We start from the raw sequence: 13,986 nt of genomic DNA, 5'->3' as shown, positions 1-13,986 counted from the left end.
CCCCGCATGGCCGGTCCTGAGCGCCGCCTCGACCTCGACCGCGTCAACACCCTGGTCCAGACCCTGGCGATCCTCGGCGCCGGGGCCTGGGGCATCTACACCTTCATCTACGAGGCGCGGATCAAGCCGGGCCTGGCGCCGCCGGCGGTGTCGGTGACCACCGGCCTCGCCAAGGCCGGCGAGCGCGACGGCCACGTCGCCATCCGCTCGACCGTCACCCGCCGCAATGTCGGCGAGACCGGCGTGCGGGTTCTCGGCCTCGTCTACACGGTCACGGGCATCCGGGCGCGGTTCGGGGCCGACGCGGCCCCGACCGACCGATCCGGTCCGGCGGGCAGCCTGGCGGCGGCCCGCGGCTACACCCTCGACGAGCCCGGCACCGTGATCCTGCGCCAGGGCAAGCTCTTCGCCGGCGCGGCCGACGGGGCCGAGCCCTCGGACCTCAATCCCGGCGAGGCGGTCTCGCGCGACTCGATCTTCTACGCCGACGCCAAGGCCTACGACTTCGTCCGGTTCGAGGTCAGCTTCGTCTACACCAAGGAAGACGATCCGCCGGTACGGCTGCGCTTCGAGACCGAGGCCTCGGGCCGCCTCGCCCTCCGGCCGCAGGGCGATTGCCGGGCCGAGGCCTGCGACCGGCTCCGGACCACGGATTTCGCGACCGAATTCTCGCTCTGGTGAGGCGGGGTCAGGCCGGCGTCCCGCCCGTCTCCGCGACGAGCCAGGCCAGGGTCGCCGGTTCGGCCCCCACCGGCAGGGTCAGGATCACGGGCGTCTCGTAGGGGTGGCGGCGCTTCAGCGCCGCGATGAGCGGCTCGGCCAGGGCCTCGCGCGACTTGATCAGCGCCACCACCTCCTCGCCGCGCTCGACCACGCCCTTCCAGGCATAGACCGAGCGCATCCCGGGCAGGACGTTCAGGCAGGCGGCGAGGCGCTCGCGCACCAGGACCTCGCCGAGTGCGAGCGCCGTGTCGGCGTCCGGGAAGGTGGTGTAGACGAGAAGCGGACGCTCCATGCTATGGCTCTCCCGACGCGGCCGGCGACGGGCCGGCGGCTCTCCGCGCCCCTGGATACGCGGGGAGACCCCGGGCTCCAAGCGCGGCAAGACCTCTCCTTCGGCGGTCGGGACACCCCACATGGCGCGGCGCTTCAACCAGATCGCCTTCATCGCGAGCCCGACGCCCGACGCACGCGAGGCGGCCGAGCTCCTGATGCAGCGCTACGACCACGTGCCGCCCGAGGAGGCGGACGTGGTGGTGGGCCTCGGCGGCGACGGGCTGATGCTGCAGGCGCTGCACCGCTTCATGGGCACGGGCAAGCCGATCTACGGCATGAACCGCGGCACCGTCGGCTTCCTGATGAACGAGTTCCACCTCGACGACCTGATCGAGCGGCTGGAGGTGGCCCAGCGCAGCGTTGTCCACCCGCTCCTGATGATCGTCACCGACGTCGGCGGCCTCACCCACACGGCGCGGGCGGTCAACGAGGTCTACATGCTGCGCCAGACCCACCAGACCGCCAAGCTGAAGATCTCGATCGACGGCCAGGTCCGCCTGCCCGAACTGATCGCCGACGGGGTGCTGGCGGCGACGCCGGTGGGCTCCACCGCCTACAACCTCTCGGTCGGCGGGCCGATCCTGCCGATCTCGTCCCAGCTCATCGCCCTCACCCCGATCTCGGCCTTCCGGCCGCGGCGCCAGGGCAGCGTGCTGCTGCCCAACCACGCCCGCATCCGCATCGAGGTGAAGGACCCGGAATACCGCCCCGTGGCGGCGGTGGCCGACCATACCGAGTTCCGCCGCGTCGCCCGGGTCGAGACCCAGCTCGACCGCTCGACCGACCTCGTGATGCTGCACGATCCCGGCCAGGGCATGGATGAGCGCATCCTGCGCGAGCAGTTCGGCTGATCCCCGACCTTAGGGCATCGGGGCGCACTGGAAGGCGGCTCAGGTTCGCATAGATCCGTCACCGGGCCCGGCGTCAGGGCCTCGCCACGGAGCCGCCCGGATGCCCGACCGCCTGTCCTCGCCCCTGCCCTGGGGATGCGCCCGATGAGCGAGGCGGCCCTGAGGGAGGACGATTACCGCAACCTCGCCGAGTCGCTGCCGCAGCTCGCCTGGATCGCCGAGGCCGACGGTGCCATCGTCTGGTACAATCAGCGCTGGTACGACTACACCGGCACCACCTTCGACGCGATGCAGGGCTGGGGCTGGCGCGCCGTCCATCACCCGGACCATCTCGAGCGGGTCGAGGCGCGCTTCCGCCGTGCCTTCGCCAACGGCGAGCCGTGGGAGGACACCTTCCCGCTGAAAGGGGCCGACGGGGTCTTCCGCTGGTTCCTGTCCCGGGCCCGGCCGTTCCGCGACGCGTCCGGGCAGATCGTGCGCTGGTACGGCACCAACACCGACATCACCCGCCGGCGCGCCGCCGAGGAGCGCCTGCGCCACGCCCAGGACCGCTTCCGCGCCCTCGTCGACAGCGCCGCGGCGATCATCTGGTCGACGGATGCCACCGGCGAGCTGACGATCGGGCAGTGGCGCTGGACCGCCTATACCGGCCAGAGCGACGAGGAGGCCCAAGGGTGGGGCTGGGTCGAGGCGGTGCATCCGGACGACCAAGGCCGCGCCGCCGACGCCTGGTCCCGCGCCGTGGAGACGCGCACGCCCTTCGAGATCGAGTACCGGATGCGCCGGCGCGACGGCGCCTGGCGCCACATGGAGGTGCGCGCCGCTCCGGTCACCGCGGAGGACGGCAGCGTGCGCGAGTGGGTCGGCATGCATGTCGACATCACCGACCGCAAGGAGGCCGAGGCCGAGATCGATCGCGCCCGCCACGCCGCGGAGGCAGCCAACCGCGCCAAGAGCCAGTTCATCGCCAATATGAGCCACGAGCTGCGCACCCCGCTCTCGGCGGTGATCGGCTATTCGGAGATGCTGGCCGAGGAGCTGGAAGACCTCGGCCAGGCCGAGCTGCTGCCGGACCTGCGCAAGATCGAGTCCTCGGCCCGGCACCTGCTCGGCCTCATCAACGACGTCCTCGACATCTCGAAGATCGAGGCCGGCCGCATGACGGTGGCGGCGGAGGATTTCGCCGTCCGGGACATGATCGGCGACGTGGTGGCGGCGACCGAATCGCTGACGGCCAAGAAGCGCAACCGCCTGGTGCTCGACGTCCCGGACGATATCGGCGCGATGAGCCAGGACCAGGGCAAGGTGCGCCAGTGCCTCGTCAACCTGCTCGGCAACGCGGCAAAGTTCACGGAAGGCGGCACCATCACCCTCTCAGCCCGGCGCGACCACCAGGACGGGGCCGACTGGCTGACCTTCGCGGTGACCGACACCGGCATCGGGCTCACGCAGGAGCAGTGCGGGCGCCTGTTCGAGCGCTTCGCCCAGGCCGACGAATCGACCACCCGGCAGTTCGGCGGCACCGGGCTCGGCCTCGCCATCACCCGCGCCTTCTGCCGGCGCATGGGCGGCGACATCACCGTGACCTCGACCTACGGCGAGGGCGCGACCTTCACTATCCAGCTGCCGGCGGTGCTGACGGCGCAGGACGACGAACCGACGCCGGAGGAGATGCGGGCGCTCGCCGAGGCGAAGCAGGAGGCTGCGCGCCACGATACGGTTCTCCTCGTCGACGATGACCCGGCGGCCCGCGAGCTGCTCTCCCGCTTCCTCGAGCGCGAAGGCTTTCGCGTGCGCACCGCCAGCGACGGCAAGGCGGGCCTGGCGCTCGCCCGGGCGCTCAAGCCCCGGGCGATCCTCCTCGACATCGAGATGCCCAGGATGGACGGCTGGTCGGTGCTGCACGCCATCCGCAGCGACGCGGAGCTCGCCGCGACCCCGGTGATCATGACCTCGGTGGTCAACGAGCAGGGCCTCGGCCGGGCGCTCGGCGCCACCGATTACCTGGTTAAGCCGATCGACTGGGACCACCTCAAGGGGCTGATGGAGCGCTACCGCCCGTCCGACGCCCCGGGCACGGTGCTGCTGGTCGACGACGATTCCGACGCCCGCGAGCGCCTGCGCCGGAGCCTGGCCCGGGACGGCTGGACCGTGCACGAGGCGGAGAACGGCGCCGTCGGACTCGAGCGCCTCGACGAGGGCCGGCCCTCCCTGATCCTCCTCGACCTGATGATGCCGGTGATGGACGGGTTCGACTTCCTCACCCGGCTCCGGGCCCGGCCGGACGGCGCGGACGTGCCGGTGGTGGTGCTGACCGCCAAGGACATCACCCCGGCCGAGAAGGAGCGCCTTGGCCGCGACACCGAGCGGGTGATCGTCAAGGGCAGCCTGTCCCTGAACGAGATCGGCCGCCTCCTGCGGAACATGTACGCCGAGCGGGTGCCGGACGCGGTGCCGGCCTCGTTGCAGGGGCTGATCGACGAGTTGGCGGCGCGGACGGGGCCGGAGGGGGGGTGAGGCCGGCGCTCCGGTCCCCGGCGCCCGGCCCCGCCCGGGTGCCAGTCGAGTCGCTCGCCGAAGCTGCCGCCCGCCGCGGCGACCTCGGCGCTGCGCGAGTTCCCTGAAGTCGACTTCGCTGGCCTCGGCATCTGCCGCCCTGCACCGGTGCGCCGGGCGCGAGATCCGGCCGCCCCGTCCCGGCCCGATCCGTGCGTATGAGGCATTAAATCCTGCTCATAATTTTGTCATAATCTGATCTTTACTGGTTCTCCTCCATAATACTAAGAATGGAGTGGGGGATGTCCAATTATCAATATGTGGCCGGAAGCGATCTCGACACCGTCACTGGAACGGACCAGGACGACGTCTTCGATTTCGTCTCCGCGCCGTACCGCGTTGTCCTGCAGGCGCAGGGCGGTAACGACGTCATCTTCGGCGGCGGTGGCAACGACGAGCTCTCCGGCGGAGCGGGGCGCGACACGCTTCTGGGCGGCCTCGGCAACGATGTCGTCGATGGCGGGGCCGACGACGACCTCATCACGGATGGCGGCGCCTCGCCGATCCATACCGGCAACGACACGGTCTACGGCGGCGCCGGCAACGACACGGTCTGGTACGGCAACGACCTCGATGCCTCGACGATCTACGGTAACCGCGGCAACGACCTCCTGACCGGAGGCCTCGGCAACGACGTCATCTACGGCGACGACGGCAAGGATTCGAGCCTGACCGACGGCAACGACTCGATCCGGGGCGGCAAGGGCAACGACACGATCTACGGCGGCGGCGGCAACGACACCATCCGGGGCAGCCTCGGCGAAGGCTCGGACTGGGTCTATGGCGGCGACGGCGACGACGTCATCGGTTACGACAGCGACGCGTCGACGGTGGTGCTGTTCGGCGACGCCGGCAACGACCAGATCACCGGCGGCCTGGCCAGCGACCTCCTCTACGGCGGCGACGGCAACGACACGATCGTGGGTGGCTACGGCAACGACACGCTGACCGGCAATGCCGGCAACGACGTGCTGACCGGCGGCGCTGGGGCCGACCGCTTTGTGTTCGCGGCCGGCGAGGGACGGGACCTCATCCGCGACTTCTCCTACGCCCAGGGCGACCGCATCGCCCTGAACGGGCAGGCCTACAGCGTGTCGACGAGCGCTGCCGGCTACGCGCTGCTGGACCTCGGCGGCGGCAACGCGATCGAGTTGCAAGGCGTCACGGCCACGCAGGTGAACGACCGCTTCTTCGTCTGAACGGATCGGGGGCGGACCCGGATTCGCTCCGGAGCAGGCTCCTCGGAGCGCATATGACAGAGCGGGGCCGCGGTCGTCGGCCGCGACCCCGCCGGGGTCCCGCTCGAGCGCTCGGCGGGCAAGCCGTCGCGATCGGCCACCGCGCACCGGCACGACGACTCCTCGCCCGGTCCGGCGTCAGCCTCGTCCCCGGCCCGGCCCGGTCCCCTCGTCCCACACGCTCCAGCGGAACACCTCGGTACCGGCGCCATCCACGATGCGCACGGCCTCGGCCGCCGGCCCCGAGCGCTGCGGCACCCGGGCGCGGCGGAACAGGCGCAGCGCCCGCTCGCGGGCGGCGTCGAGGCCGGCGGTGCGGATCGAGGCACGCTGGACCGGCGCATCCTCGGGGCCGATGATCTCGATGTGGTAGGTTTCGCGCAGCAAGGCTCTGGGGGCTCCCGATCGGCCCCCTCAATAGGGGAGCGGAGCCGCCGCGCGCCAGAGGTGAGCCGCCGCATTCCGGGATCGTCCCCCGGCCGAGGCCCAGGAACGGGAGCGATCAGGTCTTCAGCACCGGCTCGTTGACGTCGCCGCCGCCGCGCTGGTCGAGATAGGCTGGCTGGAACATGCACATCCGCACCGCGTCGCGGTACTTGCCGTTGACGAAGAACTCGTCGCGCAGGATGCCCTCGGTCTCGAAGCCGCAGGCCTCGTAGATGCCGAAGGCGCGCCGGTTGTCCTTGTCGACGTGCAGGTAGAGCTTGTGGATGTTCAGCACCTTGAAGGCGTAGTCCATCGCGATCTGGGTCGCCCGCTTGGCGTAGCCGCGACCCTGGAAGGACGGGTGGATCGCGATCTGGAACTCGCAGGAGCGGTGCAGGTGGTTGATCTCCACCAGCTCGACCAGGCCGGCGCGCTCGTTCTCCGGGGTGGCGATGATGAAGCGCCGCTCGGTCTGGTTGTGGATGTTGCGCTCGTAGAGCTGCGCCAGCTCGGCGAAGGATTCGTAGGCCTCCTCGAACCAGTAGCGCATGATGCTGTCGTTGTTGTTGAGCTGGTGCACGAAGAGCAGGTCCTCGCGTTCCAGCGGTCGCAGCTTGATGGTCGGGCCCATGGTCGTTCGAGAGGTACCAGTTGGAGGCCCCGACCCTACTCCTCCGGCGGCCCCCCGTCACCCGCCGACAGGGCGGCGACGGCGGCGGCGAGGCGGTCCCAGCCTTCCGCGAGGCGCGTAACCTCGACAATCAGCCGGTCGAGGGACGCCGCCGCCTCGGCGCCCTCCGGGGTCGTCCGCGCCTCGTCGGAGACCGGATTCTCCCGCAGGGCCGCGAGCTGGTTGCGCAGCTGGCCCCGCAGGGCGGCGAGGCGCTGGCGTCCGGCCTCTCCCGGCAGCGGCCCATCCACCGCCTCGTCCTGCGCATCCTCTTCCACCAGCCGCAGCCAGCGTCGTCCGGTCTCGGGCATGGCAGCCTCCGTCATCCGGGGCCCTCGTGGGGCATGCAGAACCTCGCGGGGCGGTACAGAACCCTCGCGGGGTGGTGCAGAACCCTCGCAGGGCTTGACGGTCGATGCTGCGCGCCAGGAGCGAACAAGACATTAACGAAACCTTGAGAATGCCGCTCACGCGCGGACGTCCCCGATGAAAAATTCCCGTGCCGGTCGCAAACGGGACAGTCTTCCATGGCAGGCTCCCGCGCGAAAACCGCCACATTGCGGTGGCAGGCATCGCTGAGCTGACGATGGAGCGACGGGGAATGGCCTTGCGGGGACGGACGATCCTGTGCGTGGCTGCTCTCCCGGCTGCCCTCCTCGCGGGTGCCCTCCCCGCCCGCGCGGCGCCCAAGCACCTCGCCCCGGTGCCGCCGGCCACGGTCGCCCTGATGGCGGCGCGCGCCATGGCGCCCTCGGCGCCGGTGCTGCTGCGGGCCTACAAGCAGGAATCCGAGATCGAGGTGTGGAAGCGGGCGGCGGATGGCCGCTTCGTCCACCTCAAGACCTTCCCGATCTGCCGCTGGTCGGGCCAGCTCGGGCCCAAGACCCGCACCGGCGACCGCCAGGCGCCGGAGGGGTTCTACGCGGTCGCGGCCCGCCAGCTGAACCCGAACTCGGCCTATTACCTCTCCTTCGACGTCGGCTATCCCAACGCCTACGACCGGGCCCATGGCGGCACCGGCTCGGCCCTGATGGTGCACGGCACCTGCTCGTCGGCCGGCTGCTTCGCGATGACCGACCGGCAGGTCGGCGAGATCTACGCGCTGGTGCGCGACGCGCTCGCCGGCGGGCAGGCGGCGTTCCAGTTCCAGGCCTTCCCGTTCCGGATGACCGCCCGTGCGATGGCGCGCCACCGCACCGACCGGCACATCGCCTTCTGGCGCCAGCTCAAGGAAGGATCGGACCGGTTCGAGGCGACGGGGCGCGAGCCGCTGGTCGGCGTCGAGGGCGGGCGCTACGTCTTCACCCCCTATCCCGACCCGGCGGTCGAGGCCCTGGCGGTGGCCCGGCGCAACGAGGAGGAGGCGCGCATCCAGGCCCTGGTCGAGGGCGGCGTCGAGGCGGTGCGCACCACCTACGCCGATGGTGGCCAGCACCCGAGCTTCACCGCGATGCTTCGCCGCTCCTCGGCCCTCAGCGTTGCCACAGGCGTCATGGCCGGCCCAGCCACCGTGACGAGCGCCACCGCCTACGCGGCCGCCGGCACCCCGGCGGCGAGCCCCTTCGCGGCCTTCATCGTGCCGGCCGGGCTCGGCGAGGTCAGCCGGCCCGAGGCCCTGGCGATGGCCGGCCGCGAGGTGGTGGTGATCCCCGCCCGCCGGCGCCCGCCTGCGCCGATCCACCCGATCCAGGTCGCGGCGGCCTTCGTGCCGCTGCCGGTGATCGAGACCGAGCCGTCGCCGTTCTCGCGCCTGCGTCTCGCGGAGGAGCCGTCCCGGCTCACCCTCGCGGCCTCGCCCGAGCCGGGCAGGCCCCGGTTCCTGACGGCACGGTTTGCGGCGTTGCCGTAGGGCGTTGGTCTTGTGAGATGGATCCCGCTGCCGTCGCGATGCCGATAATAAGCTGCGCCTGATTCTCGATCGCTGTGCTCGGCCAATGTAAAATCCTCCGCGTCATTCCTGGGCCGAGAAGGCGGAGCCTGGAATGACGCGGAGGGTGTGATTGTCATCGATTGTCTTGCGAAGGCGGCAGTTCTTTCTACCAGTACAGCTGCGCCCGCCCGATGAACGCATCCGCATCGATCGTCCGCCTGTTGAAGTTCAGGCTCGCCGGCGAGGGCGAGGTGTGCGAGCGGACGTAGTCGAACACGAAGCGGATGTTGCGGTCCGGGTACCAGTTGATGCCGGCGGTGAAGTCGTGCTCGATGCCGCCGCGGATAGCGCGGTCCTCGAGGTCGATGGCGCTGTAGCGCAGGCCCAGCTCGAACACGCCGGTGCCGCCGCGGCTGACGCGCTGCGCCTCCTCGACCTGCACGCCACCGAACACCGCGTACTCGGTCGCGTAGTTCGGGGCGATCACGTAGCGCCGCCCCTTGCCGTTGAGGAGCAGGCCCGCCTGGATGTAGCCGCCTTGGAAGCTCAAGGACGGCGCGCCGCCGAAGCGGCCGATCTCCGTCAGGATGTACTCGGCTTGAAGCCTGAACGGCCCGGTCTGCCACGCCGCTTCCAGGCCGACGCGGCCGATGCTCGCCGCGTCGCGGATGCTGCCGGTGTTCACGAATTGCCGCGCGAACAGGAACGCCTCGGAGCGGCTCGACAGGGTGAGCGCGCTGCCGTCGTTCGGCAGCGAGCGGTAGCTGCCGGCGAGCCCGACATGCAGGACGTCGTACCCGTCCTGGCTGAGGTAGGGCGCGTAGGTGACGCGGGTGGTCGAGGCGATGCCCTGGTCGCCGATGGCGGCGTTGTTGATGTTGCCGCCGAACACGCTCGTCACCGCGGTCCAGCGCTCGCCGTGGGTGCCGATGGCGAAGCCGAAGTTGCGGGCCGGCGCGAAGGCGTCGGCGAGCGAGCGCTCGGTGAACAGGGTGTTGTTGTCGGAGATCAGCTGGTCGAGGCTGAACGGCTCCTTCATGTTGCCGATCGCGACGATGACATCCTTGAAGCCCTTGTAGGCGACGACCGCGTCGTTGATCGGCCGGTTCGGCTCGGCGAAATCGTACTGGAAGGCCAGTTCGAGCTCCTTGCCGAGGGTCAGGTAGCTCTCGATCCAGGAGCGGCGCACGGCGATCGGCGTGTCGAACACCGTGCCGAAGCCGCGCTGCTGCACCCGCCCGGTGCCGAAATCGAGCTGCAGCCGCCCGCCGATCCGCAGGGTCGCGGCGTCATCGGGGAATTTCAGGGTGATGCCCTTCTCGTCGATGGTCAGGCGCTCGCCGAAGGGACCCGGCGGGCCCTCGATGGCGACGGCGGGTAGGCTCAAGGATGCGAGCAGGAGGGCGGCGAGCGGCCAGGAACGGAGTTGCGGCATGACCGGATCCTCGCGACAGATGCCCGGATACCTGCCCGTTCTCACGTGACGGTGCTGCGACCTTCGACGGTTCCGGCGCTGATCGTCGACCGATGTGGCGGCGGTGCCACGCTTACGCAGGGTCGAACCGTTGCGTCACCTCCGGGTTGTGTCGGGGACGATCGAGGAACCTGCATGCCCTCCGCCATCGACCGCCGCACCTGCCTGTCCGGCCTCGCCGCCCTCGCCCTGGCGACGGGACACGCCCGAGCCCAGACCGGCCAAACCCAGACCGGACAGGCCGGCCGCTCCGACACCCTCCTGGTGATGGAGAAGGGCGACCACGCATTGAGCTTCTACGAACTCGCCAGCGGCCGGCGCACCGGCCGGGTCGAGCTGCCGGGGGAGTACCCGCATGAATTCGTCGTCGACCGGGCCGGCGCGCGCGCCTACGCCGCCCTCTACGGCGCCAAGTCCTCGACCACGCCGGGGCCGGGGGGCGACGCGGTCTACGTCGTCGATCTGGCGGCGCGGCGCCTTGCCCGCACCATCGCCTGCGGGCCGTTCCGGCGCCTGCACGGCGTGCGCCTCGATGCCAAGGACCGGCTGTTCGTGCTGAGCGAGGACCGCGACGTGCTCCTCGGCTTCGACGCGCCGGAGCGGGCCGAGCGGCCGGACCGGGCGGTGGCGACCGGCGGCATCAAGGGCCACCTCTTCTCCCTGTCGCGGGACGGCGAGACGGCTTACGTCGCCAACATCCTGTCCAACACCGTGAGCCGGGTTCGACCCTTCGCACCGGCAGAGGCGCCGCGCATCGCCGCGACCGGGCTGTGGCCGGAGGGCAACGCGCTCTCCCCCGACGAGGCGACCCTCTACGTCGCCAACCGCCGCAGCGCGACGCTCACGACTCTCGCCACCGAGGCGATGACGGTGACCCGCACCGTGCCGACGCGCGGCGATGTGGTGAGAGTCGATTGCGGCCCGGAGGGCGACCTGATCCTGGCGAACTACGCCGAGAAGAGCCTGTCGCTCCTCGATCCCGCCCTGAAGGAGATGGCGGCCGTGCCGCTCGAGGCCGCGCCGGTGGCGCTCGCCCGCCACCCGTCGAGCCCGCTCGCCTTCGCGGCTCTGGACGACGACCGGATCGCGGTCGTCGACCTCGAGGGGCGCCGCGTCCAGGGCCACCTCGCCACCGGGCGCGAGCCGGACGTGATGGTGGTGCTGCCTGGATAGCGCCAGGGTCCGGTGCGGGACCCTGGTTCGGATCACGCCGCCCGCATCGGCCGCTTCGGCGGCTCGAACACCGTGGCGTAGTGGGTGCGGCACCAGCGCTTGCCGGTGAGCACCCGGCAGCCGCAGACGCGCTTCGACTCGATCGCCGTGCCGTCGCCGTCGGACCAGAGCGGGAAGGTGCAGTCGAGCAGGCCGGCCTTGAGGAACAGCACCCCGTCGCCGCCATCGGCCGCGACCGCCGGTACCCGGCGGGAGGTCGGCAGCGCGACGATGCTGCCGCCCTCGGCCGTCTCGGCCGGAGAAGGGACCGACGCCACGGGGGCGGACATCGTGGGCGCGGGGGCCGTCTCGGGAGCGGTCACCGCGACGACCGGCGTGACCGGACGGGCGGGCGCCTCGACCGCGCGGGACACCGGAGCCTGCGCCCGCGCCGCTGCGGGCTGGACCGCCGCCGGCGGCCGGGCCACCGGGGCCGCCTTCGCGGCGGGTGCCGGCTTGCGGGACGGCGCCGTGTTGGCGGCGAGGAACGCCCGGGTGGCCTCCTCGAGGGCGCGCGCGCTCATCACCGGTGCCTCGGCGCGGGGCGCCGGCGGTGCGAGCACCGGCTTGGCGGCCGGCTTCTCCGAGGTCTTCTCGACCGCCTTGGCGACCGGCGCGGCCTCGGGCTTGGCAGCCTCGGGCTTGGCCGAAGCAGGCTTGGCCGGCGCCGCCGCCTTGGTCGCCATCTTGGCGGGGGCGGGCCTGGCGGCGACGGGGGCGGTGTCCGCGGTCAGGATGCGGGAAGGCAGGATCCTGGGGGCCGCCGCCTTGGGGGCCTCGGGCCTGGTCAGGTCGGCCTTGGTCAAGTCGACCTTGGTGGGCTCGACCTTGGCGACGGCCTGTACCGGCTCGACCTTCACGGGCTCGACCCGGGTGACCGGCTCGACCTTGGCCGCCGCGGCCTTCTCCGCGGCCTTGGCCTGCTGCCGCGCCAGGGCGGCCTGCGCCACGCGGCCGATCACATCGGCGACCGTCGTGCCGATCACGCCGGCGATCTCCGCCGGGTCACGTCCCTCGATCCACAGCGCGACCGCCTTCTCGGTCGCCTCAGCCGTCCACACCGCGTCGTTCATTTCCAAAGGGGCTCTGTTCCAGGTCGATTCGGAAAGGGGGGATATACGGTGAATCGGGTCACCAAGTCCCTTCTCTTGACGCAAGGGTGGGCTGCGACCGATCGCCTGCCCGCCCCTTGCAGGGCCACGCTCTCGCCTCAAACCGGCGTGCGGGCCGATTCGGTGCCCGGATTCGCGTCGGCCGCGGGGTGGCGCGCCGCATCTTTCGCCTTCAGCGCCTGCGCCGCCCGGGCATAGCCCCCGTCCTCGCCGTCCACGAAATGGACGTGGTCGCGCAAGGCCGCGACCGGAGTGATGCAGGTGGTGAGCGCGGCGGCCTGGCGGTGCAGGCCGAACCGCACGAGCCCCGCCGCCTCGGCCGCCACCAGCCGCGCCTCGATCCGCGCCGCGAGGTCGGGGCTGCCATCGACGGTCATGCGCAGGCCATCGTCGTATTTCCGGAAATCCGCGTTCGCCACCAGCTCGTCGAGGTAGCGCGGCGCGGAGAACCCGCCGACGCGCAAGCCTAGGCGGAAGATCAGATGGGCGATGACCGTCGCGCCGAGGAGGTGAAGACGACGCAGGCCGAGGGAGCCCCAGAGGGGACCACGCGCCCGCACCTCGTGGGCGAAGCCGGCCGGCGGCCAGTGCAGGGCAGGCCCGCCCGGCGGCAGGGGATGGCCGCGGGTCGGCGCCTCGGCGGCGAGGCGCACCACGTCGGCGATCGTCGCCCGCGCGGCGGCCCGGTCGGCGCCCTCGGCCGCGACCACCAGGATCGACAGGATCAGGCCGTGGCGCGCCTTGGCCGGTTCGAACCGGCAGGTCAGCCCGGTGAGGTCAGGCTGCGTGCCCGTGGGCGCCGCTGCGACGGCGTAGAGGCCCTGCTTGAGGGCGCGTTCGGCGAAGGCGAGGCCGCCGCCCATGAACATTGCGTAGGCGACGTCCGGCGAGGGCGCGTAGCGCGCCACCTCGACCGCGTGACCGGCCTCGCGGATCGCCGCCACCGGCACCAGGGCGGCGCGCAGGGTCAGCCCCATCGCGTCCCGGGCCCAGGCCACCGTCGCGGCGAGCGCGTCCTTCGCCGCCTCCGCCTCGTCGGGCGCCACGAGCACGCTCGCCCCGTCGCCCCCGAACACGAACGGCACCTCCCGCCGCCCCAACGCGTTGCGCAGGGCCGCGATCACCGCCGCGCCGACGAAGTTCACCGCCCGGTAGCGCCCTGCCGCGATGGCCCCGGTCGAATCCACGACGTCGGTGACCGCCACCCACCACTCCGCCGGGACGGCGCGGTAATGCGCGTCGTCGAGGATGCTGAGGAAGTCGGTCGCCGGGGTGAGGTCGGCGTAGCGGAAGCCGTCGGCGGGCTCCGGGGGCGTGAGTGGTTCCATCCGTGCCAAACGTTCGACGATGAGGCGCCGGTTCCTCGGAGGACGGGCGTGGCGGGGTCGGGCAAGGAGGGTGCGACGGGTTTCGCACCCGTTCGTCCAGAGCGGTGCGCCGAGACAAGACAACTCGGGATCCCCTCTCCCGTGTGGGAGAGGGGATCTCGCGCCAAGTCTTGGTCCGGGGTTTGCTGCAGAC

The 13,986-nt window shown here is 71.6% G+C and carries 13 protein-coding genes; 6 read left to right on the top strand and 7 right to left on the bottom strand.

Features of this window, described 5'->3' with window-relative positions:
- The first annotated feature begins 6 nt into the window (after nucleotides 1-6).
- A complete protein-coding gene (locus MFF64_RS14845; RefSeq protein ID WP_099899541.1) occupies nucleotides 7-681 on the top strand; it encodes a hypothetical protein in 675 nt (224 codons plus the stop codon).
- A 7-nt stretch (nucleotides 682-688) separates the two neighbouring features.
- Here MFF64_RS14845 and cutA read toward each other — a convergent pair whose 3' ends face one another.
- Nucleotides 689-1,015, bottom strand: coding sequence for a divalent-cation tolerance protein CutA (gene cutA / locus MFF64_RS14840; RefSeq protein WP_099899543.1), 327 nt, complete (start codon nucleotides 1,013-1,015; stop codon nucleotides 689-691).
- Nucleotides 1,016-1,136: 121 nt separating this feature from the next.
- Between cutA and MFF64_RS14835 the strand changes: the two genes are divergently transcribed.
- From MFF64_RS14835 to MFF64_RS14825, 3 genes are all read left to right on the top strand, one after another.
- Nucleotides 1,137-1,907 carry an NAD kinase gene (locus MFF64_RS14835; protein WP_238191337.1) on the top strand — a complete coding sequence of 257 codons (771 nt, stop codon included), beginning with the start codon at nucleotides 1,137-1,139 and terminating at the stop codon, nucleotides 1,905-1,907.
- A gap of 144 nt (nucleotides 1,908-2,051) precedes the next feature.
- A complete protein-coding gene (locus MFF64_RS14830; protein ID WP_099899553.1) occupies nucleotides 2,052-4,424 on the top strand; it encodes a hybrid sensor histidine kinase/response regulator in 2,373 nt (790 codons plus the stop codon).
- A gap of 281 nt (nucleotides 4,425-4,705) precedes the next feature.
- On the top strand, nucleotides 4,706-5,662 hold the full coding sequence (locus MFF64_RS14825) for a calcium-binding protein (RefSeq protein WP_165795512.1): 957 nt from the start codon (nucleotides 4,706-4,708) through the stop codon (nucleotides 5,660-5,662).
- Nucleotides 5,663-5,839: 177 nt separating this feature from the next.
- Here the strand turns inward: MFF64_RS14825 and MFF64_RS14820 are convergent, their stop codons facing one another.
- The 3 genes from MFF64_RS14820 to MFF64_RS14810 all read right to left on the bottom strand — a co-directional run bounded on the left by MFF64_RS14820 (nucleotide 5,840) and on the right by MFF64_RS14810 (nucleotide 7,123).
- A complete protein-coding gene (locus MFF64_RS14820; RefSeq protein WP_048445919.1) occupies nucleotides 5,840-6,085 on the bottom strand; it encodes a hypothetical protein in 246 nt (81 codons plus the stop codon).
- 118 nt (nucleotides 6,086-6,203) lie between these two features.
- On the bottom strand, nucleotides 6,204-6,758 hold the full coding sequence (gene speG / locus MFF64_RS14815; protein ID WP_099899549.1) for a spermidine N1-acetyltransferase: 555 nt from the start codon (nucleotides 6,756-6,758) through the stop codon (nucleotides 6,204-6,206).
- 35 nt (nucleotides 6,759-6,793) lie between these two features.
- Nucleotides 6,794-7,123 carry a hypothetical protein gene (locus MFF64_RS14810; RefSeq protein ID WP_099899551.1) on the bottom strand — a complete coding sequence of 110 codons (330 nt, stop codon included), beginning with the start codon at nucleotides 7,121-7,123 and terminating at the stop codon, nucleotides 6,794-6,796.
- Nucleotides 7,124-7,398: 275 nt separating this feature from the next.
- On the opposite strand from MFF64_RS14810, the gene MFF64_RS14805 reads away from it, so the two are divergent.
- Nucleotides 7,399-8,646 carry a L,D-transpeptidase family protein gene (locus MFF64_RS14805; RefSeq protein ID WP_238191335.1) on the top strand — a complete coding sequence of 416 codons (1,248 nt, stop codon included), beginning with the start codon at nucleotides 7,399-7,401 and terminating at the stop codon, nucleotides 8,644-8,646.
- A gap of 187 nt (nucleotides 8,647-8,833) precedes the next feature.
- Here the strand turns inward: MFF64_RS14805 and MFF64_RS14800 are convergent, their stop codons facing one another.
- A complete protein-coding gene (locus MFF64_RS14800) occupies nucleotides 8,834-10,102 on the bottom strand; it encodes an OprO/OprP family phosphate-selective porin (protein ID WP_099905744.1) in 1,269 nt (422 codons plus the stop codon).
- Nucleotides 10,103-10,276: 174 nt separating this feature from the next.
- On the opposite strand from MFF64_RS14800, the gene MFF64_RS14795 reads away from it, so the two are divergent.
- The gene (locus MFF64_RS14795; RefSeq protein ID WP_099905742.1) at nucleotides 10,277-11,314 is read left to right on the top strand and encodes a YVTN family beta-propeller repeat protein; all 1,038 of its coding nucleotides are present in this window, start codon (nucleotides 10,277-10,279) and stop codon (nucleotides 11,312-11,314) included.
- 32 nt (nucleotides 11,315-11,346) lie between these two features.
- Here MFF64_RS14795 and MFF64_RS14790 read toward each other — a convergent pair whose 3' ends face one another.
- Nucleotides 11,347-12,426 carry a hypothetical protein gene (locus MFF64_RS14790; RefSeq protein WP_099905740.1) on the bottom strand — a complete coding sequence of 360 codons (1,080 nt, stop codon included), beginning with the start codon at nucleotides 12,424-12,426 and terminating at the stop codon, nucleotides 11,347-11,349.
- 137 nt (nucleotides 12,427-12,563) lie between these two features.
- A complete protein-coding gene (locus tag MFF64_RS14785) occupies nucleotides 12,564-13,793 on the bottom strand; it encodes a DUF3095 domain-containing protein (protein WP_099905738.1) in 1,230 nt (409 codons plus the stop codon).
- Between the last annotated feature and the right edge of the window lie 193 nt (nucleotides 13,794-13,986).

It is taken from the genome of Methylobacterium frigidaeris, assembly GCF_022179185.1.
Taxonomy (GTDB): domain Bacteria; phylum Pseudomonadota; class Alphaproteobacteria; order Rhizobiales; family Beijerinckiaceae; genus Methylobacterium; species Methylobacterium frigidaeris.
The sequence above is the reverse complement of the archived record's forward strand: the minus strand, read 5'-3'. Positions and strand labels throughout refer to the sequence as shown.